General features: G+C 38.3%; 18 protein-coding genes and 1 tRNA gene. 11 read left to right on the plus strand and 8 right to left on the minus strand.

Going from position 1 to position 25,652, the window contains the following annotated elements:
• Positions 1-5 precede the first annotated feature (5 nt).
• The 8 genes from GXP67_RS01245 (at position 6) to GXP67_RS01280 (ending at position 6,577) form a co-directional block, all read left to right on the plus strand.
• Positions 6-368 carry a hypothetical protein gene (locus tag GXP67_RS01245; RefSeq protein WP_162441483.1) on the plus strand — a complete coding sequence of 121 codons (363 nt, stop codon included), beginning with the start codon at positions 6-8 and terminating at the stop codon, positions 366-368.
• A gap of 2 nt (positions 369-370) precedes the next feature.
• A complete protein-coding gene (locus GXP67_RS01250; RefSeq protein ID WP_162441484.1) occupies positions 371-1,393 on the plus strand; it encodes a TraJ family protein in 1,023 nt (340 codons plus the stop codon).
• A gap of 11 nt (positions 1,394-1,404) precedes the next feature.
• On the plus strand, positions 1,405-2,019 hold the full coding sequence (traK, locus tag GXP67_RS01255; RefSeq protein WP_162441485.1) for a conjugative transposon protein TraK: 615 nt from the start codon (positions 1,405-1,407) through the stop codon (positions 2,017-2,019).
• Between the two features lie 213 nt (positions 2,020-2,232).
• A complete protein-coding gene (locus GXP67_RS01260) occupies positions 2,233-3,153 on the plus strand; it encodes a hypothetical protein (RefSeq protein WP_162441486.1) in 921 nt (306 codons plus the stop codon).
• A gap of 211 nt (positions 3,154-3,364) precedes the next feature.
• Positions 3,365-4,714 carry a conjugative transposon protein TraM gene (gene traM, locus GXP67_RS01265; protein ID WP_162441487.1) on the plus strand — a complete coding sequence of 450 codons (1,350 nt, stop codon included), beginning with the start codon at positions 3,365-3,367 and terminating at the stop codon, positions 4,712-4,714.
• A gap of 4 nt (positions 4,715-4,718) precedes the next feature.
• Complete coding sequence (gene traN, locus GXP67_RS01270) at positions 4,719-5,693, plus strand: conjugative transposon protein TraN (RefSeq protein WP_162441488.1); 975 nt, start codon at positions 4,719-4,721, stop codon at positions 5,691-5,693.
• Between the two features lie 44 nt (positions 5,694-5,737).
• The gene (locus tag GXP67_RS01275; RefSeq protein WP_162441489.1) at positions 5,738-6,262 is read left to right on the plus strand and encodes a conjugal transfer protein TraO; all 525 of its coding nucleotides are present in this window, start codon (positions 5,738-5,740) and stop codon (positions 6,260-6,262) included.
• Positions 6,263-6,319: 57 nt separating this feature from the next.
• Positions 6,320-6,577 carry a hypothetical protein gene (locus GXP67_RS01280; RefSeq protein WP_162441490.1) on the plus strand — a complete coding sequence of 86 codons (258 nt, stop codon included), beginning with the start codon at positions 6,320-6,322 and terminating at the stop codon, positions 6,575-6,577.
• Positions 6,578-6,608: 31 nt separating this feature from the next.
• Here GXP67_RS01280 and GXP67_RS01285 read toward each other — a convergent pair whose 3' ends face one another.
• The 5 genes from GXP67_RS01285 to GXP67_RS01305 all read right to left on the minus strand — a co-directional run bounded on the left by GXP67_RS01285 (position 6,609) and on the right by GXP67_RS01305 (position 18,859).
• On the minus strand, positions 6,609-7,544 hold the full coding sequence (locus tag GXP67_RS01285) for a phospholipase D-like domain-containing protein (RefSeq protein WP_162441491.1): 936 nt from the start codon (positions 7,542-7,544) through the stop codon (positions 6,609-6,611).
• A 157-nt stretch (positions 7,545-7,701) separates the two neighbouring features.
• A complete protein-coding gene (locus tag GXP67_RS01290; RefSeq protein WP_232064851.1) occupies positions 7,702-10,827 on the minus strand; it encodes a type I restriction endonuclease subunit R in 3,126 nt (1,041 codons plus the stop codon).
• The gene (locus tag GXP67_RS01295; RefSeq protein ID WP_162441492.1) at positions 10,799-15,046 is read right to left on the minus strand and encodes a sacsin N-terminal ATP-binding-like domain-containing protein; all 4,248 of its coding nucleotides are present in this window, start codon (positions 15,044-15,046) and stop codon (positions 10,799-10,801) included. Before GXP67_RS01295 ends, GXP67_RS01290 begins: the two co-directional genes overlap by 29 nt.
• Positions 15,047-15,048: 2 nt before the next feature.
• On the minus strand, positions 15,049-16,518 hold the full coding sequence (locus tag GXP67_RS01300; RefSeq protein ID WP_162441493.1) for a restriction endonuclease subunit S: 1,470 nt from the start codon (positions 16,516-16,518) through the stop codon (positions 15,049-15,051).
• Complete coding sequence (locus GXP67_RS01305) at positions 16,511-18,859, minus strand: type I restriction-modification system subunit M (protein WP_162441494.1); 2,349 nt, start codon at positions 18,857-18,859, stop codon at positions 16,511-16,513. Before GXP67_RS01305 ends, GXP67_RS01300 begins: the two co-directional genes overlap by 8 nt.
• Before the next feature lie 287 nt (positions 18,860-19,146).
• On the opposite strand from GXP67_RS01305, the gene GXP67_RS01310 reads away from it, so the two are divergent.
• Together GXP67_RS01310 and GXP67_RS01315 are read left to right on the plus strand one after the other, a co-directional pair.
• Complete coding sequence (locus GXP67_RS01310) at positions 19,147-19,572, plus strand: ATP-binding protein (protein WP_162441495.1); 426 nt, start codon at positions 19,147-19,149, stop codon at positions 19,570-19,572.
• Positions 19,556-21,307, plus strand: a complete 1,752-nt coding sequence (locus GXP67_RS01315; protein ID WP_162441496.1) for a GmrSD restriction endonuclease domain-containing protein — start codon at positions 19,556-19,558, stop codon at positions 21,305-21,307. The genes GXP67_RS01310 and GXP67_RS01315 overlap by 17 nt, the downstream gene beginning before the upstream one ends.
• Positions 21,308-21,459: 152 nt before the next feature.
• Here GXP67_RS01315 and GXP67_RS01320 read toward each other — a convergent pair whose 3' ends face one another.
• The 3 genes from GXP67_RS01320 to GXP67_RS01330 all read right to left on the minus strand — a co-directional run bounded on the left by GXP67_RS01320 (position 21,460) and on the right by GXP67_RS01330 (position 24,792).
• A complete protein-coding gene (locus tag GXP67_RS01320) occupies positions 21,460-22,656 on the minus strand; it encodes a site-specific integrase (RefSeq protein ID WP_162441497.1) in 1,197 nt (398 codons plus the stop codon).
• Between the two features lie 157 nt (positions 22,657-22,813).
• A tRNA-Thr gene (locus GXP67_RS01325) sits at positions 22,814-22,886 on the minus strand.
• Between the two features lie 91 nt (positions 22,887-22,977).
• The gene (locus GXP67_RS01330) at positions 22,978-24,792 is read right to left on the minus strand and encodes a DUF349 domain-containing protein (protein WP_162441498.1); all 1,815 of its coding nucleotides are present in this window, start codon (positions 24,790-24,792) and stop codon (positions 22,978-22,980) included.
• A gap of 165 nt (positions 24,793-24,957) precedes the next feature.
• On the opposite strand from GXP67_RS01330, the gene pdxH reads away from it, so the two are divergent.
• A complete protein-coding gene (gene pdxH / locus GXP67_RS01335; RefSeq protein ID WP_162441499.1) occupies positions 24,958-25,611 on the plus strand; it encodes a pyridoxamine 5'-phosphate oxidase in 654 nt (217 codons plus the stop codon).
• Positions 25,612-25,652: the final 41 nt, after the last annotated feature.

Consider the following 25,652-nt stretch of genomic DNA (forward strand, 5'->3'; position numbering starts at 1 on the left):
GAAATTTGGAGACAACCACTGAAGATACACAAGGGGCACAAAACTCACAAGTTTCCCTCGCTGAAGGCGCTGAAAAGTTTAAAGGTGAGTACCGTGACCAGTCTAATGAACGCATCACCTCTACTATCCGCGACTATCCAGGCAAGCCAGAACTATTAGCATTTACTCTGAAGATTGGTTCAAGAGAGCCTGGTACTGTAGGTTTCTGGTACGATGAAGCTCAAGATGTTCTTTCAAGCAAGAAAGCAGATGAGCAAAGAAACTTCTCCACATTACGCCTGGATGAAAAGGGTAATCAGCTCATAGAAGTACATCATGACTGGAAAAATAATACAACGGACACCACCATTTATATACGCACACATTAACGATGGATACTACTATATATGATGCGCTGAATAATTCCTTTGTACATGCGTATGAAGGAGCCAAGGGATTCCTGCAGCTAGGCGCCTTTAATGCGGCCGCCAGAGCCATAGGCATGATTGGAGCGACCATCTATATTTTCTCACGGATCTGGGGACCTATAGCGATGGGTGAACCCATTAACTTTTTTCCTTTGATGCGGCCATTTGTGCTGCTTATTGCCATCATATTTTCTAATCCACTTTGCAATTCTCTGGAACTGATTTTTAAAGATATTGACCGTATTTCTACTCTGGATTACCATATGAGTACATCCAGGGCTAAGATTGACCAGGCCATAGTGTTGAGGGAAAAAGAATACCTAAAGTATGTTCAATTACGGGAGCAAATGCAGACGGACCGTTACCTGGATGCTTTCAAGAATGAGGATGGCTCCCTGAATGTAGGTTCTACCATTGATCCTGTAGGAACATTGGGAGGTGTATTTGTGCAGAATATGACCGATGATGCCATTGATGGCATGCAGGAAGCTTTTGTTAAGATGATGGTTTATATTTTTGATGGAGCAGGACTAATTGGTTATTTTCTGATCACTCTCTTCTCTCTATTCCTGACCAATATTTTAACTTTTGTTGCACCCCTTGCCTTTGCTTTTGCCATTTTTGATGGCTTTGCTAATAATGCTGCTGAGTGGTTTGCTAAGTATATCAATGCAAAGCTGATGATTCTGATCTGTAAGGCTTACACTATTTTCACCTATTACTTAGAACAGCCTTTTATAGCTAATTCATTAGAATGGGCAACAGGCCGGACAGCGCTGTATGTGATTGTAGTCTGTGTGTCCGTTATAGGTTACTTCTTTGTACCTACCATGGCCAATATGGCACTATCTGTGGGTGGATTTGGACCTTCTGCTTCCATGGCTGGACAACGTACCATTGCCATGAAAAACCTGGTGACTAATACGGCAATGGGTGCAGGTAGGCTGGTAACAGCACCCTTTAAAGCGATGGGTAAACTCATTTAAACGTATAAAGTATGGAATCACTTCGAAACATTGATACAGCCTTTCAAAAATTAAGACTGCATGCCCTGGTAACAGTACTGGCATCTGTAGGATTCAGCATAGCTGTATGCTGGTGGGCTTTTGATTATGCCAACAAAGCATCTGACCGGGTTTATATTATCAACAATGGCGCTGCCACAGATGCACAGGCTTCATCCGTGAAGGCGAACCGGGAAGCAGAAGCTAAACACCATATCCGGTATTACCATGACCTGATTTTCAATATATCTCCTGATCCACGCTCCATAGATTATAATGCGCAAAGGGCATGGTACCTGGGTGATGGCAGTATCAAGCTGCCCTATGAGCAAAACAAAGAAAACAACTTTTACAACCAGCTCATTGGAGGCAATATGCGGCAGGAATTCAGGGAAGACAGTATCAGGGTTAATATGAAATCCATGCCTTATAAAGCCTTTATTTATGGAAAGGTCACCATTACCCGGGCTAGTTCCAGACTCACCAAAACTCTGGTTACTTCTTGCGAATTAGTGGATGTGAACCGGTCGGATAACAATTCCAACGGCTTTCTGATGCAGAATTTTACCATACTGGAAAACAAAAAGCTTTCTTCTGAATCAAGGTAATATATTTTTTATTCATATAGTAGTCGAAGTTCGACTATAAAAAAGCAATATAACTAACCAACTTATCCTATGCCATTTAAACCTATCCCACAGAAGTTTTACTACTCCTTGCGTAGTAAAGGCTGGCACAAATGCTTAATAATCCTATTGTTTTGCACTTGTATATCAACTTATAGTTTCTCACAATTCGTTGTCACAGACTTTTACAATGGTGTGATCAATACGGTATCCCAGGTAATTCAATCTGCCTCTAAAATCATCAATAGTGAGGCATTTAAGCAGGCAAAGAAGGCATTGGAAAAGCTAAAAGAAATTGAAGGAGGTGTGCAGCAATTCCGCCGTATTCAGGAAACCGTGGAATTTATCCAAAGTTCCACACAAAGCTACAAGCAAGCCCTAAGTGTGATTGCCGAAGATCGCCACTTCTCACCTAAAGAAATTGCTTCTTTTTATTCTGGCCTGGAGAAACTAGCTAAACAAGATGCCAAGTTGCTGGATGATCTGAGTGCTGGCATTAAAGCGAATGTGGTGGAAATGAACAGCTCAGAACGGATGCAGTTCATTATGAAAATTCACGGAGAGGCAGCCGCATCAGCAGCCAGATTGAAAGCATTCGTTGGTGGTATTGAATATCTCTCCTTGAGACGCTCAAGGACCAAAAAAGACAGGCTGGCCACTATGCAGTTATATGCCTTATCCCGCAATGCTAATTTCGCCGGAACTGTCAGTCAGGTGGATTTTGGTTTCTACACTGGTAATGAGGTAGATATAGAAAAGCTTGAAAAAGAAGGCAGAACTGCGGCTAATGAAGCTACTAAAGAGCAAATGGAATGGCTTACTGATCCTAATAATCCACAGGCCAAAGAAAATGCGATCAAAAATATTTTGAATGATCCCATGCCTCAACGGCCGGAAGTACCAGGAAAAAAAGCCACTGCGGAGGAAGTTCAACGATATTTTGAACTCAACCACGTTTACAATGACCGGCTAGAAAACTGGCAAACCAACCACAAGCAGGATCTCGAAGTTTTAGGTCAGGATAAAGCTAGCTTCGTAATTAATAAACCTGCAACTCTTACTGATAAAGAGTGGATGGAAGTGATCGTCAATAAGCTACGCAAGGGACAACTATAAAACCACTCCTTATGAAATCCTCCAGCAGAATTACCCATATAACCTTACGGATCTGGAACAGAACGATAATACCGGTTGCCCAATGTCTAGACAACTGGCAACGTAAAGTTAGCATCAAAACCCGTAACCGGTGGGTGCTCTCTATAATAAGCATATTACTAATGTATAGTTTTTTCTCACTGATTGTATTATTCTTCTAAACTTATCTAGCATGCAAGAACAAAAAGGATTGGCAGCCATTTTAACAGAGGTTCTTTACAAACCTTATTCGAGTGTAGCTTTGATGGGAGCTTTAGGGTTACTTGGAATCTCATCTGGCTTTATTACCTATCAGGAATCAACTGAGCAAGCTATGGTTTCACAAACCCTCGACACTGCCCTTCCGGCAATGTCTAAAAAAGTCTTTAAGAATAATAAATATGATAATGCTTCCTTAATTCCTTCAGATGATGAGCAGAACACCATTATTCTCCCTGACTTGTCAGCGGAAGAAGATGAACCCAAAGATGTAGAAAGTAAGCAGAACAAGAAGCCGATAGATAATGGTTTTTCTTCCAATGAAGATCTTTCATATCAATCTAAGGCCAACTCTCAATCACCTTCTAGCTGGAAAAGCCGCAACCAGGTTCGGTCTTATTATAATCAACGATTAAATGAGCGAACAATGGATAATGAGCAACGAATTTTGCAAATGACGGCACCTGCTCCATTGTCTAATGAAGAACTCGCAGAACGCAGCGCCAGGGAGGCATCCTTGAAAAAAGCAGAACAATTAGAGCAAATGGCCATCAGTCAATTAGAAAGGGCTCAACAGGGTCCTGGAGGTATGGCAAGTACAGGCAGAGAAGGATATAGTAATTCAACCAATACAAATGCAAGAGTATCTGCTGATAACTATTCTACTGACAGAGAATCTTCTCTTCCTGCGGCACAGGTTACACTTGCCAACCTGGATGAATATGTAGATGTTCCAAATGGCAGACAAGCTCAGAATTCATTTTATGGACTAAAGGGAGAAAGAAAACAGCCGGAAATGGTTTCTGCTAAACCTGTTCCCAATTCCATAGAAGCAGTCGTTCATGGAGATGCCAATCAGGTAACAGTGACTAATGGTTCTACCATTAAACTGCGCTTATTACAGGATATACAAGTAGGCACATATCTACTGCCACGCAACTCATTACTATCCGGAGAATGCATGATCAGTGGGGAACGTGTACAGGTCTTTCTTACTTCTGTACGGGTGAACAGCAGTATTATTCCTATTAAAATGCGGGTGTACGATATAGATGGCCATTCCGGCATTTATGTACCAGACCTGGCTGTGAAAAATCAGATTGCCCAGACAGGAGCTCAGACAGTAACTGGTGGATCGTTAAATATGCCCTATATGATTCCCAGTGGCGGGAGTATGACCGAGATGCTGGTGGGCCAGACAGCTGTACAGGGAGCAAACCTGGCAGTAAATGGCATCCGGACATTAGCAGCCAAAAAGATCAGCCAGCAAAAAGTCAGTATCCGGCCTAATTATAAAGTCTACCTCAAACAAGATCAAAATTAATTGTATGAAACAGTATTTAATTGGCTGCATCCTGTGTAGTAGCTGGGTAAATCTCCCTGCGCAACAGTTGTCTGCAACGTCAGATAGTTATGTAGAAAAAGGGGAAATATCGGTAGGAAAGGATTCTATTGTACCTGCTGTTTCCAATACTATGCCCTACCTCCTTCCCATTTCGGAAAAAGCAATCCGGGCCAGTTATCCGCTTGAAACTTCGTATGGAAAAACTACCCATATTATTTTCCCTTCCAGGATCATTTATTTAGACATTGGATCAGATGGGGTAATTGCCGATAAAGCAGATCCATCCGACAATGTACTGCGCATTAAGGCCAATGTGAAAGGCTTTGAACAAACCACTCTGGTAGTAATTACAGAAGAGGGCAAGTACTATCCTTTTCTGGTAGAGTATAATGATGATCCCAGGCTGCTCAACATCAATATGGCTGGAAATACTGAGCAGGATGTATTTTATGCACAGCAAACAGGTTCTATCCGGTCCACAACACCTGAAGGAATTATAGTAGCAAATCAACATTTATCTGCGGATGAGGTACAGGATTTGTCAGAGAAGATTCTTCACCGCAAACGCTTTATCCGCAATGTGGGCACAATGAAAATGCGGATGTCTTTTATGCTAACAGGCGTATATGTCTATCAAAAGACACTTTTCTTGCAAATCACTTTTGAGAATCGCTCGGAGATAGACTATGATATTGACTTTTTTAAGTTTTTCCTCAAGGACCGGGATGTAACGAGACGAATGGCTTATCAGGAAACGGAGATTCCTGCTGTTAACCAGTATCCAGCAGCTAATATCAGAGTGCCTCATCAGGGAAGTTTGACATTAGTATTCGCGATGCCTATGGCAACCTACGGCGAAGATAAAGTAATGGAAGTGCAGGTCTATGAAAATAAGGGTGGCCGCCATTTACGCTTTGAACTGGATTCTGATGTCATTATTCGTGCGAAAGGCTTATGAGATATTTACTAGTATGCTTGTATTGCCTTTTGGAATTATCAGCAATGGGGCAAATCCATCAACCTGGCCAACGGTTCATTGAAGCCGGAACTGGTTTACTAGAAAGTGGACAAGTTAGAAAAACGGCTAACGCCGGATATTGGTTTAGAGTTAGTCTGGGGAAATATGGCAAGAAGGAAGGAGTATATGGAATTGGCTTGCTGATGCAAAGGAAATATTATCAGCCGGTAGAAGAGCTTCTGGCTGTTAATCAATACTTCCTGGAAGGCACTTTTGCTCCCAAATCTTTTGCAACTGCTGACCGGCTGTTTTACTTAAATCCTGTAGCAGGTGTATTAATAGGCTATGAAGGAATCCACTCTGGTAAGGCATTTTCTACAGACTCTGCTGCTGTGAATCCCAATAGATTCCTGGTTGGTTTTACCGGAGGATTAGCCGGAGAATGGAATATGACAAGTAAGACGGCTTTCATTCTATTTGCCCGGGCTACCTACTTACCTTCATCGGCTATTGAACGCTTTCATTTTCAGTATGGAATAGGTATCCGGTTTAATTATTTTAAAGACTAAACTGCTTATCACATACTTCACCAATCCGTTTCCAGCGGTTTCTGGATACCAAGATTTATGTTTACATCTGAACCAATATCACAACAAACTCCCTCTTTTCTAACTTCTGAAACGGCTAAAGATAGAATTCAGACCAGTGAATCAGAATCTTTTATAGTAAAAAGACAGGCTGACAACCTTCATATAGGTAGATGCATGCAGCTCATCTGGAATGAGGTGGATAGACTCACTGCTTTGGGTGTCATCAGATCAGAAGAGGATAAATGGTTTTTTGCCTACCGGAAAGCGATACGGATTCTTTCTGGTGATGAGTAGCCCCTATAAAATGGTGACATTAAAATGTGAGTTATTTTCTTAATTCTTTAAGCTCTTCAAGGTTTTCAGGATAACCAATATACTCTTGACCCATGTACTTTTTAAGAATTAATCCTTTAGAAACACCAAAAGGAGTTATTCTATCCTTAATTATAAGACCTTTTCCTTGCATAAAGCTGATTATTTCCGGTTGGGCTACACCTAAAAGTTTGCTTATCTGAGAGGCGGATAAAAACTTAACTGTTGAGTACTCCAAACTTGCTGATTTGGACACACTTATTTCATCATTCCTTTTTACTGGGTAATTATTTTTTTCTTCAGATTTTGCATCAAGGTCATTAACCGCTACTTCATATCCATCTAGTTTTTTTCCTCCAAAAACTCCAACAAATCCACTTTTTGCACTAATCTTTGGTTGTGTTTTGTATTTTAAAACTGAGTTATTGAAAATTGTTCCAAATTTTTCAATGGGATCTAACTCTTTGCCCATGCCAAATACATTTTCCTTTATTTTATCAACGCCCTGTGATAGGAGTGCATCAGGAGTACCTAAAGCTTTGTTCAGTATGCCTTTATAGGCATAATTAACTTTAATCCCTACTTCTATGTTTTTAGCTAATGAAAAGTCATATAGATTCAAGCTTGTAAGGATAAAATCATAATCATTCATGTAAAATTTAGCATGAAGTCGGTCATTATATCTTATCTCAATGTTGGGGAAATCTTTCAGAAATTCAATACTATTTCTTTTGATACTTCTGTAGATATTATCTTCATTCTTTCCAAAAAGCACTTGTATAGAAAAATCATGGCGTTCTTTCTTTTCCCTTAATGCATCTTGAATGCGACTATCTAAATCAATGTAAGGAGAGACTAATAATAATTTAGTTTCTGCTGAGCGAATCAAATTCTCTACCTCAGCAATTAAATTGTTATCAAAAAGAAAATCCGCATCTATGGTTGCCATTATTCAAATTATTTATTAAGCATATTTAACTCAACAAATATAGCTGAGAGGCTATAATGAAATTGCTGCTATTTTCAATTTTGAATATACTTGTAATAATTTACTTATAAAGAGATTAGATATTTGGGACGAACCTCTAAAACAGTATTTACATCAATTACGAACCTAATATCCTCTTCAAAGTATCTTGCATAGCCATTTTAAAAGCATCGTCTTTAGAAATTAACCTGTACAAGTCGAGTTCGTTTTTGCGGTGTTTAGCGATTACTTCATCAAATATTTTCATGAAAGCGATATCCCTGTTCTGGGCATCAGGATTCTCGGCATATTTCTCCTTAAAGTCCGGGTGGGATCTCATACTTTGAGCCAGGTTCACAAATTTTACCCTTTGTTCTTCAGGTGTTGCTTCCCATCCCTGAAACCACCGTTCATTGAAGCTTTTGATTATTAAATCCAATGGATCTGCAACTGATTCATCACCATGCACCCCCCGGGGATTTGGATTTTGTGGGTCAAGTTCTGTTTCTGAGGCATCCAAACCTATGGCTGCATTCAACTTCACGCGTTCTAAACCATAGGTTGAAAGGTCAACAGAGTCTAATAATTTATCTAATGTATCTTTTGTAGGATCGGTAATGATAAGTTTGGGAATAAGAAATTTTAAGAACCAGAATAACTTTTCCCATCTCACTACTTCATAGGGTATGATAGAAGCCATCTGTCCATATATTTTTACAAATTGTTTGGCTTTGATCTTAAAATCGGCTTTTTGCTTATCGTCCAATTCTAATCCCGAATTAAAACGGTCAGCAGCTATATCAATAATAGGGCTTAATTCCTGTGCATTTACACCACTGAAATACTTTTCTACAAAATTTTCTACTTCCAACCACTCATATACTCCTACTTCATCCATGGTAGTCTTCAATTCATGCAGTACATTAACATCAGTAGCTTTGCTTAAAGTAGTAGAAGTGTAATATGGGTCGAAAGATTTCTTTATTTCCTCAGTAGAATTGAAGAAATCCAGTACAAATAAATCTTCGGTTTTCTTCCCTAGTTTGTCAGCTGAACGGTTTAATCGGGATAATGCCTGGACTGCCAATACTCCTTGCAATTTCTTATCAACATACATAGAAGTTAATTTGGGCTGATCAAAGCCAGTCAGGTATTTATTGGCAACTACTAATATACGGTATTCATCCATATTAAAATAGCGGGCTATTTTATCGGATATATATCCGGGATCTGTTGGTTTATCTTTGTCTAAATGTGGTGGAAAATTGTTAATATCATCTTCAGAATATTCAATACCATTTACCTTTTTCTTACCAGAAAAAGCAACTGCAATTCTAAAGGGATTCCCTCTACCTTCTAAATGTTTACGGAGTGCGAAATAATAATGGATAGCCGATTCGATACTTTGTGTAACAACCATTGCTTTGGCTTTCCCTTTAAGCTTTTTTGTATTGACCACTTGGGTAATAAAATGATCAAGCATAATTTCAGCTTTCGTGGCAATTGTATCCGGATTACGTTCTACAAAAGCCCGTAATTTCTTCTGAGCTTTTACCGTATCAAATAGTGGATTATCTTCTATGGATTTTGCTATTTCATAATAGCTTTTGTAAGTGGTATAATTGGCCAGAACATCGAGAATAAATCCTTCTTCGATGGCTTGCTTCATGGAATACAAATGAAAGGGTTTAAAATCACCATCTGCTTGTTTGACCCCAAATTTTTCCAGGGTAGTATTCTTTGGTGTTGCTGTGAAGGCTAAATAAGAAGCATTGCCCCGCATTTTACGCGAACGCATTACATCCAGAATTTTATCCTGTGGGTCTGGGTCTTCTTCTTCGTCACTGTTGTTGCCCATCGCCCGGTTCATATTATCGGATGCCGAGCCACTCTGGCTGCTGTGAGCTTCATCAATAATAACGGCAAAGCGTTTATCACTTAAATCAGCAATACCATCAACAATAAAAGGAAACTTTTGAATGGTGGTAATGATAATACGTTTCCCACCTTCCAGGTTTTCTTTCAACTCTTTGGATGAATACGCAGGAGCAACGATATTTTTAACCTCTGAAAATTCTTTGATATTTTCCCGTAACTGTTTGTCCAGTAACCTTCTGTCGGTTACCACAATCACTGAATCAAACAAAGGATTCGATATACCTTTGCTTCCGGGCACGGTATTATTTTCAGGATAAGTTTCTATCAGCTGGTAAGCTGCCCATGTGATGGAATTGGATTTGCCTGAACCAGCTGAATGCTGAATTAAATAGGTTTGCCCAACTCCTTTTTTACTGGCATCAGCTATGAGTTTCCGTACCACATTCAGCTGGTGGTAGCGTGGAAAGTATAAGTTTTTTTTGCTTAACGGATCGGTTTCTTTGCCATCGAAGCGAACAAAGTGCTGGATAATATTAGCCACACTTTGACGGATTAATACCTCATCCCATAAGTATGCTGTTTTGTGGCCGAATGGATTGGGTGGGTTCCCTTTACCAAAGTTATGTCCCAGATTAAAAGGCAAAAAGAAGGTGTTGGCTCCATCAAGTTTGGTAGTCATATACACCTCGTCGGTATCTACGGCAAAATGTACGATGCAACGCCCAAAATTGAGAAGTGATTGTGTTATATCTCTTTTGAATTTGTATTGATTTTGCCCATGCACTTTGGCATTTTGACCTGTCCAATGGTTCTTTAGTTCCATAGTAGCGAATGGCAGTCCATTTACAAAAAGCACCATATCAATTTCTTCGCCCGGATTGCTCAAAGAATAACGCACCTGGCGGGTAACACTAAATTCGTTGCTTTCAAAATTCTTTTTAATGCTATCGCTGCTACTGGCCAGGGGCAATACATAAAGCAGGGTAAAATGTGCATCTTCCACTTCCAGACCTTTCCTCAACAGGCGGACAATCCCATATTTTTTAATCATCCGGTCCAGCCGTTCCAGAACTTTTAACTTCCAGTCACTTTGCTTCTGCAATTTGGCCAGTTCGTCTTTTTGAGTAGTTTCCAGAAAATGCCAGAAGCGATTTTCATCTATGGCGTATTTTACATTAAAATCTCCTGGCAATCCAATGTAGTAACCATTACCTCCACGGTATATAGCTGCCCTTTCGGCCACATTGTTCAGAGATATGCCTTGTTCTTTTTGTTCTTCTAGGCTGGTGCCGGTAAGACATTTTTCAATTGTTGCTTCAAGAGCTTGTTCATTGGTCTGGCTATGCATCTGGATACTGTTAATCTCTGAATGTAAAAGTGTAACCATGGGGTTGGATTGTGAAATTACTTCCTTCAATCCTTGTTAGCTTTTCTTTTATCTCGTAAATCGGATTCCCAAGGAAAATTATTTTATTAGGTGTAACCCGCACTATCATATAATTCTCATGTTCCATAGCTTCATTCACCTCACTATTTGAAATTTTAAAACTAGGATTTTCTTGATTCTGAGTTGATTTAACTTCTACTAAAACCGCCTTATTTTCAAACCAAGCAACTATATCAATAAAAGCGTACTGGTAATGCAGAGTTATATAATAAAATGGAATCAACGCTTTTGCCAGTTCTGTGTCATCGCTTATATATTTCAGACAAGCTTTATACAATTCAGTATGCTTTTGATGGGTTTCATCATCTTTACGTAATTGCGTTAATATCAAATTATTAACTTCATAAAGGGCTTCTTTTCTGAATTCAGTATTTTTAATCTGAAGAAAATACTTAATCAAAAAACTGACTACTTCTTCCTCTCCGTATGTGCCAATCGCTTCAAATTCATTAGAAGGTAATTCTTTGCCCTGATATATTACTTTCTTTGTTTTGACAGGTATGGAATTAACAACTATATTTTGGCCAGTTTCAAAACTTGCAATACTTTTAGTTGAACTTTTACTTATATTTTGATAAATCCTTTCTACCTTAGATTGTATAGTAATTTCCTTGGATATTGATTTAATTGTATCACTGGAGATATTAGCAGAAAAAGCATCTGGAAACATATTCCTTATTTCATTTTCCAAGCCTTTTAACTTATCCTCTATTCCTATTTTCCCTGTTAGGTCTTTTAATTTGGCTTTCAATCCATCTGCTGTTGCACCTTTATAACTACGCAATATTAAATCCAGCCGTGCTAATTGATCATTATACATATCATAATCAATTTCAAGGTCAAAATCCGAGAATATGCCATCCTCGAAATGCTGTTTCTCTGTAGAAATTGCCGCCTGTAAAGTATGTAACTTATTAGCGGTATATATTTTTGTTATACATTCGCTTTGATGAGTGGAATTATACCTAAACCATAAGTGATCTGATAAAAAATCTTCACAATCAAACTGGTGCAGTATCCTTTGGGAAAAAATTGTAAACTTCTCTTCGTAATTAGTAATCCAGTGCCTTTTAAATATATGCTCCCAAGCCTCAATTTGATCCAAATACTCATTTTTAAGATCTTTCTCATTTTTGTGAAATAGTATCAGCTCTATAGTTTTTGCGATACTGCTATTGTTAAAAATACTTTTGGCTATGGCTTGCGCTCGAATATTACTAGATATGCTTTTACAAACAACTAAGGCATCTTCAGTAAAATCATAGAGTCTATTTTCTGAAAATTTCTTGATTGCGCCTATATTAATTTCTCTCCTCAAACTATCTGCTTCATAAAACTTGAAGTTTGAAAGCTTTTTGGAAAGTTGCGTAATTCTTTCAGGAGACTCAAAGAAGTCCGTATCGGAAAGTTTGCTAAGGGATATTTCTGTCAGTATATAGAAAACTTTAGGTAATATGTCTTTTTGAAAAATGTCAGTAATATCTACATTAGAATGAGCTATAATTTCTCCTTCTTCTAACTCAAGAAGTTTCCCTTCAAACTGATAACTTTCAATTTCAAGTTTACTTTTATAGTAACAAAGAACCAGTATATCTAAATTTTCAACTAAACGAAAATCTTGCTGATTATTCACCACATAAAAATTGGTTGATGCTGTAAATGACAGTTCTCCATTTTTTATGATAAGGTATTCTTTAAGATGCTGATGTAAAGGCTCAAAAATGTTTTGGTAGAACCTGATTAAATGCTCCTTACATTTTAAACTCTTTTTACATGCAGCAATAAGCAGTGACAAATACTCTTTTGGAAAAACTTCGTATCGTTTTATCAGCAATGGTTGAGCTTCTTCACTAAATTCTTGAATCTTTAATCTTACCAGAAACGGATAATCATTATCATTAATAAGTGCGGGATGAACAGGTTTTCCGTGAGATATAATGTGTATATCTTCTAAAATTTTAGTGTGTCTTAAATGGCTCTCCTGTGTCTTTTCTTCTTGCCATAATGCTGGAATATAATCCAGGCCATCCTGCAATACATCCCAAATAGGCTTATCTACAAAATAGTAATTGTTATGATAGGAAACTCCTAGATATTTCAGGAAAGTATTCAACTTTATATTTTCAGGCATTCGGGGTAGAAAACCTTGATCCAACTCGTAAGAATTACAAAGCTGCGCGGGTTTGTATTTACCTGTCTTTGTTTTAAGAAATATTGTTGAAATGCTGAAATCTGCCAGATTAGCAGGCGTGTTGTCAATGTTATTTCTATTTATAAAACCATTATATCGGTGCGTAGAAGCTATATTTTCATCTGTTTTACCCATTAAGGTACTAATACTACGTAAAAGATCCTTTTGCTGTGTTTCGGTTAATTGATTTTCCGGACCATGAAACTTGCCGGATGGAGAAACTTGCCGGTAATATTTGAGTACTTCATTTCTGTCAGTAAATTCTTTTATTCCTAAAGCTTTTCTAAAACCCTCATCTTCTATTTTATAACTGGTAATATTGATAGCTAAAAAAGAGGGAATAAAACTTTGAGAGCGATCCAATTTTTGTTCCCTATAAATTATTTCATCGTTAATTGAGCAGGAGTTACCGGCTTCGGAAGGGATAATCCGGGCATCCAGCATTTTCAACTGCTCAGCTAATTGCAGCTTGAAATTTCTCGGCCATTCCCATAAGCCACCATAATTCCTTGAATAGGTATAGATGAACGAGATACATTTTTCATAAAACTGGTTGTAATCATTTGAATCTAGAAATTCAGTTTGATTAAAATATTTCTTAGCTATACTGGAAATGAATTTGGAAGCCGTTTTATAATTATTATCCCATATATTTAATATTGCTCTAACAGTGTGATAAATTATATCAGTTGCTTGTATTGTATCTAAATATTGCCAATTAAAATCTTCTAATGGTCTTTGATAAACTTCCGAAACCTCAACCCAATAGAAATTATCAAACTTTACCCTACTCGCTTCATCAATGTAGCTATTGAGGTAAGCAAAATATAATTCTAAACATCCCTTGAGTAAGGCTCTGTTATATTCACCTACTTTTCCTTCAAAATTGATAGATTTTCTGTCTACAGTAGTATGAAAATCAGCATGAAAATCTACATACCTAAAAGGCGACTTTACTTTGGTAGGCAGATAATTATATAATAACCCTTCTGAACCTTCTTCAAGTTGTTGTTCTGTATTTTTCAGATGGATGGCTACTTGTGGGTTGTAGATATTAATATTTGCCGCTTTTGCCAGTTTTTTTATCTCCTCCTTTAACGGGCAAGATACAATGGAGGAATGATCAATGGAGGTGTTTATCGTCTGTTGAAAACACAACTCAGGCTTTTCCTCAAAATCAAAAGAAATATTTATTTCTTTTGGAATCCTAAGCTGTACGAATTGAAAATGAATATTTTTAATCTCTTCAAAAAGACCTGCTATTTCTCTAGCTGTGTTCTCTGCAAACGGGATTTGTATTATCGTAACAAATCCTTGACTGAATAAATAATGAATATATTCTTCCTGTTCCTGCAATAATACCGGATAATAATATCCTGGCACTCCTCGCTCTTTGCGTTCGCATTGGAGTTGCTTTATTTGCTTGATTAAGCCTTCTTTTAGTTCCTCTGGCAACTGTTCTGGTAAGCCTGCTAAGTTTTTAAAAGAGTCGTATATCCGAAAGCTGATGGGCATTGTTATATCCTGCCTATTGCCTTGTATTACTTTTCCTTGCGTATGAATATCTGCATACCCATGTGCAGCAATGGAAAAAACGGATTTGAAACCTACACCTTTATTCCCGATACTAATATTGGCATCTTTGGTGGAAGTAGATATAGAGCATAATGACTGAAAATCGGCACGTTGGGAAGTGCCATTGACATAATCATAGTTACTTTGATAGGTAAATGCAACACCATCATTGGCGATAAAGAGATTGTTATCTTTTACCGTTACCAGGATTGATTGCTCTGCTTTATCAAAAGCATTTTGCAATAACTCAAAAATTACCCTACCCTGGTAATCGGCACTTACCTGTTCTACCTGGCCTGCCTGCTGTTTAATCGTTTCAATTCCAATACCTCTATAATATGTATGATGCTTTTGAAAAAGGGCTTCAACAATAGTTTTAGAAGAAATTAACATACTTAACTCACCTTTATTTTACCGGTTACTACACTATTTATCAAGGTGGTTTTGTATTCTTTTAGCTTCTCAATTTCTTTTTCTTTAATTGAGATAGCGGTTTCAATTTTTTGAGATACTTCTGCAATGAATTTAGAGATTGCAGTTTGTTCACTTATTGGAGGCAGGATTGTTTTTAATTGCTTAAACTCATCCCAATAAAGACGCTTTCTAAAATCTGTAATCCCTTTTGAAAACCGGTCCATTTGTTGGATAAAAGCTTTAGTGCGGTACTGGTATTCAAAAAAATCTGCATCTATTGCTCCTTTAGGCTTTGCTACAATGTAAGCCGGACTTACCATCCCTTCGGTCCGTACAGCGCCAATAGCCCCCTGCCAGGCTCTCATCATATTGAAAACAATATCGTTGACTTTAACTAGCTTGTAATTGCTTTTATCTTCTATTCTAATCTTGCCTCGCAAATTCTCTTCATCATTTAATTCTTCTGAAGAAACGGCTGAATGAATAGACACGGTAAGTAGAGGTAAACTCTCATTTCCAGGCTGGTTACGTTCCTGAAACAAAATGTGGTTTTTTACAATTTGCCAATGTGCTGGTATTTCTCCAATCCACTCTACTCCACTGTCTTTCATAGATGCATTCGGATTAAGGCCACGGGTTACAGCATTATGTATAAGAATTTGCCTGCGTTCTTTGAGCAGTTCTATTTGTTTTTCCTTAATTGCAACGGCTTTATCTATTTGGGCTGTTTTTTGGTCGAGAAAGGTTGCAATGGCTGTTTGTTCTTCTAATGGAGGAAGGAGAGTGACTACTTTTTTAAAATCTTCATAGTGCATATCCCATTGCCCAACTCTCACACCATATGAAATTCGATTATATTCACCAATATAATTATCACTCCTCAATAATCGGTGAAGATATTCTGAATAAACCTTTTTTGAAGTTACTCTACAGGTTATATATGCAGGACTAACAATCCCTTTATAAGCACTAATCCCCATCGAACCCTGCCAAGCTTTCATTTTGTTTACTACCAAATCTCCTGGCTCAACTGCTTTATAGGTTGTAGTATCAAGGGAAGTTGCATTGTGGTTGTCATCACGGGAATCTTTTGGGATTACACCATATTCTCTATAGACGGATAAAACTTGGTAATTAGGATGGTTTTTATCACTCTTCAATTCTAATAGAGAACCTAAAGAAACTGCTTCCCAATGCACTGGAATCTCTCCTAACCACGCCGCACCAGAATCTTTATAGGTAGGATATTTTTTAATTGTCTGAAATGCAGCTTTAGTAGATTTTTCAGGAGACACAGATGGTTTATTATCCACTGTCAGCACTGGTTGGTCTATTATATCTTCAAACAAGCTGTATTGATTATTTTTACTTTTCATCAAATCATTCAATTTTGAGATTTCTTTACCTGGTTTATAAAAGCCAATAATCTGCTCACAATGTTGCTCAGGCAAGGTTTAATATTTCACTAATCAAGCCATCACTTTCTTTTTCCAGCATTAAAATATCATCGCTTACTTCCTCGAGGCTCCGCAGGGGTTTGTGCTGGTAGAAGTATTTATTGAAGCTGATTTCGTAGCCAATTTTAGTGGCATCCAGGTTTATCCAGGCTTCGGGCACATGAGGTTTTACTTCCCGCAAAAAATACTCGTAAATACTTTCTTTAAGCGGTACGTTTTCAAAGTCCCGCAAATCATTTTCAGTTTCATATTCCAGGTACTCTCCTTTTTTACCAGTGGCGTAATAGCCATAATCAGCCAGCTGGCTTTCTTCACAGCCTAAGTGGGTAAGCAGTTTCTCTAATTCTTCACCGGAAAGTTTAGTAATTCCTTTTATTACTTTTTCTGCATCTGCATCATACCAGCTTACTGCATTCAGAATAGCATTTTTCTCTGAAGTGGATAGTTTGGCTTTATCCTCTTTTAATTGGGCATCTACTTTTTTCCGAAAAATGTTAAAGTCGTTGTATTCATCGGTACCAATGGCCTCCATCAGTTTAGTGGCTGCATTGAGCAATTCAAGTTGTTTGTCCCAGGTGGCTGCACTTACCAGGGTTTTGGCTTGTTTGGTATTCAAGTTCAGTTCCTGCTTTTCGCACCACTCTAGTATGGCTTTCTCGTGTCTGGCAAGGGCGGTGTATACTTCTTCACCAAATGCCGAATAAGCCCAGGCCATAGGTTCAAGCAAGGTCTTATCAAAACGCAGTTGGGCTAACCGTTCCGCAGTAAACTGTGCCTTCAGACGCTTAGGCCGCTCAATGGTTACTTTACAATACCCAAAATCGCTGTTGTCAAACACCTGCGCCGCTATGCCTTCTTCTCCTTTCCGTTCAATAGTTTGCATCTCTGCATATACTTTTACAATTTCTCTGATATGTTCTGGTGAAAATTCGCAGTTTTTCGCACCCAGGTTTTTGCGCAGTTTCCGGTATAGCTGTCCGGCATCTATCAGTTGTACCTTGCCATTGCGGTTGGCAGCTTTGTTGTTGCTTAAAATCCAGATATAGGTAGTAATACCGGTATTGTAAAAAAGGTTATTGGGTAGCTGGATAACGGCTTCCAGCCAGTCGTTTTCAATGATGTATCTGCGGATGTTGCTTTCGCCTCCCCCTGCATCGCCTGTAAATAAGCTGCTGCCATTGTGTACAGAAGCAATACGGGAACCAGAAAGGCTTTGGGAAAGAGGTTTCATTTTATTGACCATCTCCATCAAAAACAACAATTGTCCATCTGAGGAGCGGGGCGTAGCATCTGCCTCTTCTTCCTTGCCCCAGTAATCTTTTAGTTTAACCTGGAAACGGGGATCAATAATAGCCTTGCCATCTCTTATATTTTTCTGCTCACTTGCCCATGATTTTCCATAGGGAGGATTAGAGAGCATAAAATTGAAATTCTTGCCGGCAAATTCATCGGTAGAAAGCGTAGAGCCATTTCTGATGTTCTCAGGATTATTTCCCTTAATCATCATATCCGATTTACAAATGGCATAAGTTTCGTCGTTTATTTCTTTTCCATATAAATGCACATCACTTTTGGCACGAATCTCACCCTCTGGGTCTTTTATGAAATTCTGTGATTCAGTAAGCATCCCTCCACTTCCACAGGCAGGGTCATAAATAGTGATTACCGGAGGAAGATTGTTTTTTACAGGATCGAAAACAATGTGGGTCATCAGGTCTATCACTTCCCTGGGAGTAAAATGTTCCCCGGCTTCTTCATTATTCTCCTCGTTGAATTTCCGGATCAGTTCTTCAAACACATAGCCCATTCCCAGATTTGATAAAGGTGGGAGTTTGCGGCCTTCCGGGTCAGTCTTTTCAAAAGGCGTCAGGTTAATATAAGGTGAAGTAAACTTATCCAGCACAGTCAGCAATACATTCTTAGATGTCATATGCTTAACCTGGCTTTTAAGGTTAAACTTTTCAATGATTTCTCTTACATTCGCGCTAAAGCCATTCAAATAATCCTCAAAATTACCTTGCAGAATTTGCTGGCTGTTGGTAGCTGTATTCTGCAAGCGCTGTAATGTCCATTCACTGATATTGTAAAACACATACCCGGATGCTTGCCTAAGTCCATTTTTATCCCATTCTGTAAACTTGGCTTCATCACGCTGGAAAGCCAGTTCTTCCATTACAGCCTTTTTCGTGGGTTCCAGCAAAGCATCTAATCTTCGGAGCACCACCATAGGCAATATTACATCACGGTATTTTCCACGAACATACACATCACGCAAACAATCATCAGCAATAGACCATATAAAAGAAACTAATTTATTATGTACGGCGGTGTTCATTATATTTTTATTATTAATCAAATTAGGTTATAATCACTCAATTGTAATTCATCCTTAAGTTCTTTACAATACAATAGATAATAGTATTGGTATTGCCAATATAAGATTAAAAAAATTTATACAAGCCACAATACCTTACTTTAACTATTGGCATACTGTAATATTTTAGGATTAATCAAGTGTAAATTTTTATAGCTTTAGGCTAACAAAAATTAAATAAAAACAATCAAAGCTATTAAAAGAAGACGTGCATTTCATTTAATCTCTTTGGCTTATAATTACACTGAATGGCTGAAATATCAAATAACAATACAGGTCTATCAGGGGAATATTTTGTAGCGGCAGAACTCTATCGAAGAGGTTGGTCTGTTGGGATGACCATTGGTAATGCTAAAGCTGTTGACCTTTTTGCAGAGAAAGATAACAGGAAGATAGCCATCCAGGTAAAATCGATTTATAAAAAGAAAAATGTAGGTTGGCCTATTATGAAAACCTGCATTAAGGATGATTGCTTATACATATTTGTCAACTTAAATGCTGACAAGATGGAATCTCCAGATTATTACATCTGTACATCTACAGAAGTTAAAAATAATATGAAACAGTACTCCACAAGAGGAATTATAACTTTATCTGCTTTGAATCAGGAACAGTTCAAGGGCAACTGGAAAAAATTAGAATTAACAAAAGATTTACATGCCAACTTTATTTAAAGAAGTCAATTACAACTTAGCTACCATAATACAACAGATTGATTTAGGAATTATTGGTTTACCTGATATTCAACGTCCCTTTGTTTGGCCTGATACCAAAGTCAGAGACCTATTTGATAGTATGTATAAAGGATATCCCGTTGGCTATTTTCTTTTTTGGGCAAATGCCAATGTTGAGGGGACCAAAGGAATAGGTACAGGCAGCAAGCAAAAACATCCAAATTTGCTGATTGTGGATGGCCAACAACGACTTACATCATTGTATGCCGTTATTAAAGGTCAGCAGATCATTCGGGAAAATTATGAAAAAGCCACTATCGTTATAGCCTTCAATCCTATTGAGGAAAAATTTGAAGTACCTGATGCGGCTATTCGTAAAAACCCACGCTACTATCAAAATATTTCTGAAATTTGGAAAGCTGATGCGGATATTTTTGACATTACTGATAATTTCATAGAAAAACTGCAACAGACAAAAGAGGTAACAAAAGAAGAAATCAAACATATCAGGCAGGCTTTCAATGCTTTAAAAAACCTAGAAGGCTATCCTTTCTCAGCGTTAGAACTTTCAGCTAACATTGATGAAGAACAAGTTGCTGATGTGTTCGTCCGTATCAATTCTCAGGGTAAAACACTCAATCAAGCAGATTTCATTTTAACCTTAATGAGTGTTTTTTGGGAAGATGGTAGGAAAGATTTAGAAGAATTTTGCCGTCTTTGTAGAGTCCCATCAAAGGATTCAGCTTCTCCATTCAATTATCTGATAGATCCTAACCCAGATCAAATGCTTCGGGTTTCTGTTGGCTTGGCCTTTCGCAGAGCAAGACTACAATATGTATACAGCATACTGAGAGGTAAAGATCTTGATACTGGAGATTTTAGTACAGAAAGAAGGGAAAAACAATTTGATAGGCTTAAAGAAGCACAAGCGAAAGCTTTAAATATTCAGAACTGGCATGAGTTTATTAAAGCTGTAAAAATTGCAGGATTTGCTAAGCAGGATTATATCAGTTCTAAAAACAATCTTCTATATGCTTATATATTCTTTCTCCTAGGCAGAGAAGAATACAAAATGGATTTATATGAGCTAAAAAACCTTATTGCCCGATGGTTTTTCATGTCATCTATTTCAGGCCGTTACACTGGTTCGCCCGAAACAGTGATGGAAATGGACTTAGCTCGATTAAGGGGAGTTGAAAACGCTATTGATTTTAAAGCAATTTTAGAAGAAATTATTATCTCACAGCTTACTCAGGATTTTTGGGATATACGCCTTCCAATGGATCTTGCTACCTCATCTTCCACAAGCCCATCACTGTATGCTTATTATGCCTCTCTTTATGTATTAGATGCCTATGGCTTATTTTCAAAACTGAAGGTATCAGACTTATTACAGGAAGGTTTACGCAGTAAAAAATCAGCTTTGGAGCGCCACCATCTTTTTCCAAAAGCTTTATTGCATAAGATGGGCATTACTGAACAAAGAGATACTAATCAAATAGCCAACTTTGCTTTGGTAGAGTGGAGCGATAATATATCTATCTCTGATGATCACCCGTCTATATACTTGCCAAAATATCTGGATCGATTAACCTCTGAAGACAAAGAAAAAATGTATTACTGGCACGCACTATCTGAAGGCTGGGAAAATTTAACTTATATGGATTTTTTAGCTGAGAGGCGGAAGAAAATGTCAGATATAATTAAGAGTGCCTATATGAAAATTAGTAATTAATTGTAATATCAATTCTTATGTATGGCTGTAACACTATATAAGGAGAGCCTTTTTGTATGAAAAGGCTCTCCTTATATCTATCAATATAACAAGATTAGAATGTTTTTTGGCTCTGTCACAGAAAAACAGCCTATACTGCTAATTCAGGTCAGTTAATCAAAATCCCACTTCTCCATTTGCTTAACTTTCAACTCATTTACCACTTTAGCATAGATCTGTGTCGTTTTCAGCTGGGTATGGCCAAGAATATTTGAAATCACTTCCAGGCTGATTCCAAGAATAAGTGAATTAATGGCAAATGAATGCCTGGAGCAGTGGAAAGTGATGTACTTATTAATTTTTTGCAAGGCTATAATTTCCCGCACATCGTTATTCACCCTACTATTACTCTGCTTAAGTTTTCTGCTAAAAATTCCATTATTACCTAATAAATCTACCTCTTCTAAAGCTGGTGTATGCTCCACGCCTGCCCTTTTCAGCATCAATCGTACAACCCGGTTGCTTAATGGTATTTCTACTACTTTACGTGTCTTTTTCATTTGCATGGATATAAAATACCTGTTTCCTGCCTGCTTCAGATACAAGGCATTCAGACGGCCTACATCCGAAAACCGCAGGCCAGTATAGCAGGCAATCAAAAAGTAAAACAACGTATTCTGAAGTTTCTCAGAGAGTGTATTGGAGTCATAAAGATTATGCAGGCTTTCTACCTCTTTCAGCGTTAAATATTCCTTCACAGCTTCCTCAGAGGGTATTTCAAAATCTTTGAATGGATAGTTTTTAGTGAGTCCTTTCTTGATGGCAATATTTAAGAACTTGCGGATCATCACAAAATCACTTTTCATGGTATTGGGCTCATTGCCCTTTTCTACCAGGTAATACTGATACTTTTGCAGGAAATCAAAATTGAGTTGTTGGATAGTCAGGCCCGGACGAAAGTTATCGAGCTTCTCCAGCTGATATTTTGTGGTTTTATAATACGTATAAACGATTGTAGATTTGGAAGCCTCTAATTCCTGCCTGCAAAAATCTACAAAGAGCAACTTTCCATCACTTTCATACGCATTGATAATTTGATCATGGGTAATATCTTTTCCCTCATGCTGAAAATCTAATATTATTTTTTCTATCAGCGCCAGCTTTGCGCCAAAGTAGGAATTCAGCTTCATTGAATTTGCTTCTCCTCTTCCTACTCTACCTGAGTTATTATCAAATTGATCATGGCTTACATACTTACCGGTTGCAATCAATTTTTCCTTATTGTTTATTCTCAAAATAATATAAACAGGTGCTGTACCATCCAATTTACGTTTATTTTTTTTACAGTATAATTTAGCGGATACACTCATAAGCTGGTTTGAATGGGTCTGAAATAGGTCTGAAAAGTTTAGATCAAGTGGCTAAAAATATGCCTTTTCGCTATAAAAAACAACGTGGGAGAATTGGCTAGATGAAGGCCTAAAAACAAAAAACCGCTAAATTTTGAAAATTTAGCGGTTTTTGGAGAGCCCCCAGTCGGAATCGAACCAACGACCTACTGATTACAAGTCAGTTGCTCTACCAGCTGAGCTATGGAGGCGTGCTTAGTTAATGAAAGCGTGTGCAAAATTACAGCCTGCTTTTGTTTTTCCAAATCCAGCAGCAAAAAAATACTTATTTTTTAAGCCTGGTTACTGATTTTCATAAATCATCTGTATCTGCCTTTTTAGCGATAAGTATTCCTGTTCAGCCGCCTGGATCTTTTCTGTAAATTCCTGCCTGAACTTATCAGCATTTTTCGAATGTCCAAAAAACTCCATATTATTTTTCCAAATGGCAATATCACTCTCCAGCTGGCTCATACGTTTACGCATAAATCCCTCCTTCTTTTGCAGATCTTTGGCAGCTTTGGGATTATTCCGGGAGGCATCTACTTCTATGGCAATCTGAATTTTGTCTTTCTCCTTATCTGTCAGCTGCTTACTTTGCTGCAAATAACGGCTAATGGCATCGGAGTACCGTTTTTGAATGGTATGCATGTGTTTTTTAGGAACAAAACCAGTATTCTGCCATTCGTTACGTAAGGATTCAAAAGCTGGCATATCTGTTTGTTGCTCTTCTGCCATCTTTTCTATAGCGGCACAGATCTGTTGCTTCTTTTCATAATTTACTTCAAACTCCTTTTCCGTATTGTTGCGTTTACCCCGGCGCTTGTCAAAGAACGCATCGCAGGATGCTTTGAAGCGGTCAAAAATCTGATTACGCTGTTTTTCCGGAACTGGCCCAATGTCTTTCCAGTTCTGTTGCAGTTTTTTTACCTGTTCGGCAGCAGTTTCTAAGTCTACTTCCTCACTGGCAAGCAAGGCTTCTACCTGCTGGCAAAGCTCTGCTTTCTTGTGAAGATTCTGGTCACGATAGGCTTCCAGCTTCTTAAAAAACTCATTTTTGTGGTGGAAGAAAGTTTTAAATGCTGCCCAGAAACGTTTATTTACATCTCTGGCTTTTTCTCTGGGAACGATACCGATCGCTTCCCATTGTTTCTGCAAATCCAGAAGCTCTTTTGTTTTATCGTTCCAATCGTTGATTTTACTGGAATCAAAAGAAGTGTACTGTTCCGCTTTTTCGCAAAGGGCAATTTTACTTTGCAGGTTGGTATCCATCTCCTTACGCAAGGTATCGAGTTGGGCCCGCCGCTTATCATATACTACATCAGAAGCCGCCTTAAAGCGCTGCCATAAAGCTTCCTGTTCTTCTTTAGGGACCGGGCCTACGTGTTTATACTCTTCATGAAGATCATTAAGTTCTTTAATTACCTGGGAAGAAGGTTCGGCCTGTGCCAGTTTTTCGGCTTTATCGCAAATTTCCTGCTTTAATGAAAGATTTTTCTTTCTATCAAGTTCTTTTAACTCAAAATAAATACTGCGGTTGCTGTAAAAGAGCTCTATGAGGGCATTGTAATTGGCCCACAGATTTTTAGAATGGGCAGCGGGAACTGCACCAATGGTTTTCCATTCGTCCTGGATCTGCTTTAATGCAGCAATGCTGGCTGTAGTTTCTTCGGCATCGGTAAGTTGCCTTAACTTTTCCAGCAAGGCTGTTTTTGTCTGTAAATTCTTTTCTTTCTCCTTTTCGGACTCATGTTGCTGGCGGGCTTTTTTGTCCCGGTATTGCTTCACAGCCTGATCGAACCGCTGGGAGAGAGTATCTGTTTTATATTCAAATCCATCTGCTTCTCCGCCTTCGGCTATAAATTTATCAAGGGCTTCCTGCTTTTCTTTTTCCCTCAGCTCATCAAATACCGGTTTGATCTGTTTCAGAATCGCATCAGCTTTTTTATAATCAGTTTCCTTAATCAGATTTTCTGCCAGCCGAACCAGGTCTTCTTTGGGGTGGTGGGTATAATCGGTAATATCTTCGGCCAGTTCGTGTTCTGCTTCCAGGGTATCCGTCAGCTGTTTGCCCAATGCGTCCTGTTCCGTATGTTCTCTTTCTTCGGTATTCATCATTTTCCCTTTTACAATCCTACAAAAATATGAATATTACAAAATTAATAAATAATATACACTTTCCGCAACAAAACATACATTATCTACTCGGAAATGGCTGAAATTGTTAGGCTACACATAGTTTTTGAATAATTGATTTAAATTTACTGCCAAACCTAATAAACTATGAATTCTACCAGTTCGCTTGCTGATATCCGGAATGAATATACCCGGCAAGAACTTGATTTTGATAAAACCGCTGCTGATCCCTTCTCTCAATTCCGCCAGTGGTTCGATGAGGCATTACAGTCGAAAGTACCTGAGCCAAATGCCATGCACTTATGTACCGTTTCTGCCAATGGCCGTCCATCAGGCCGCATTGTGTTATTAAAAGGGATGGAGACACAGGGATTTGTATTTTACACGAATTACGAAAGCCGCAAAGGAAAAGAGATGGCTCAGAATACATGGGTAAGCCTTACTTTTTTCTGGCCCGAACTTGAACGCCAGGTTCGCATTGAGGGCAAAGTAACTCTTACTTCAGCTGCCCAGTCTGATGAATATTACCACAGCCGTCCCAAAGGTAGCCAGCTGGGCGCATGGGCTTCTCCACAAAGCCAGGTGATTCCAACTCGTGCCATTTTAGAAGAAAATCTTACGTCACTGGAAGAAAAATTTAAGGCCATGCCTGAGATACCCCGGCCACCGCATTGGGGAGGGTATTGCGTACTTCCGGACGCTATAGAATTCTGGCAAGGCCGCCAGAGCCGCCTTCATGACCGTATCAACTATGTAAAACAACCGGATGGAAGCTGGCACAAACAAAGGCTTGCACCTTAAATTACAGACTCATAGACTTACTGAAGGTCTGAATGAGTAAG

It is taken from the genome of Rhodocytophaga rosea, from assembly GCF_010119975.1.
Classification (GTDB): Bacteria; Bacteroidota; Bacteroidia; order Cytophagales; family 172606-1; genus Rhodocytophaga; species Rhodocytophaga rosea.

Bases quoted from the DNA above. Each gene is read 5' to 3' on its own strand.
- GXP67_RS01285 (WP_162441491.1), bottom strand. From the start codon at position 7,544: ATGGCAACCATAGATGCGGATTTTCTTTTTGATAACAATTTAATTGCT.
- GXP67_RS01315 (WP_162441496.1), top strand. From the start codon at position 19,556: ATGCCAACTTTATTTAAAGAAGTCAATTACAACTTAGCTACCATAATA.
- GXP67_RS01320 (WP_162441497.1), bottom strand. From the start codon at position 22,656: ATGAGTGTATCCGCTAAATTATACTGTAAAAAAAATAAACGTAAATTG.
- pdxH (WP_162441499.1), top strand. From the start codon at position 24,958: ATGAATTCTACCAGTTCGCTTGCTGATATCCGGAATGAATATACCCGG.
- GXP67_RS01295 (WP_162441492.1), bottom strand. From the start codon at position 15,046: ATGTTAATTTCTTCTAAAACTATTGTTGAAGCCCTTTTTCAAAAGCAT.
- GXP67_RS01280 (WP_162441490.1), top strand. From the start codon at position 6,320: ATGTTTACATCTGAACCAATATCACAACAAACTCCCTCTTTTCTAACT.
- GXP67_RS01330 (WP_162441498.1), bottom strand. From the start codon at position 24,792: ATGATGAATACCGAAGAAAGAGAACATACGGAACAGGACGCATTGGGC.
- GXP67_RS01290 (WP_232064851.1), bottom strand. From the start codon at position 10,827: ATGGTTACACTTTTACATTCAGAGATTAACAGTATCCAGATGCATAGC.
- traK (WP_162441485.1), top strand. From the start codon at position 1,405: ATGGAATCACTTCGAAACATTGATACAGCCTTTCAAAAATTAAGACTG.
- GXP67_RS01275 (WP_162441489.1), top strand. From the start codon at position 5,738: ATGGGGCAAATCCATCAACCTGGCCAACGGTTCATTGAAGCCGGAACT.
- GXP67_RS01310 (WP_162441495.1), top strand. From the start codon at position 19,147: ATGGCTGAAATATCAAATAACAATACAGGTCTATCAGGGGAATATTTT.
- GXP67_RS01250 (WP_162441484.1), top strand. From the start codon at position 371: ATGGATACTACTATATATGATGCGCTGAATAATTCCTTTGTACATGCG.
- GXP67_RS01305 (WP_162441494.1), bottom strand. From the start codon at position 18,859: ATGAACACCGCCGTACATAATAAATTAGTTTCTTTTATATGGTCTATT.
- traN (WP_162441488.1), top strand. From the start codon at position 4,719: ATGAAACAGTATTTAATTGGCTGCATCCTGTGTAGTAGCTGGGTAAAT.
- traM (WP_162441487.1), top strand. From the start codon at position 3,365: ATGCAAGAACAAAAAGGATTGGCAGCCATTTTAACAGAGGTTCTTTAC.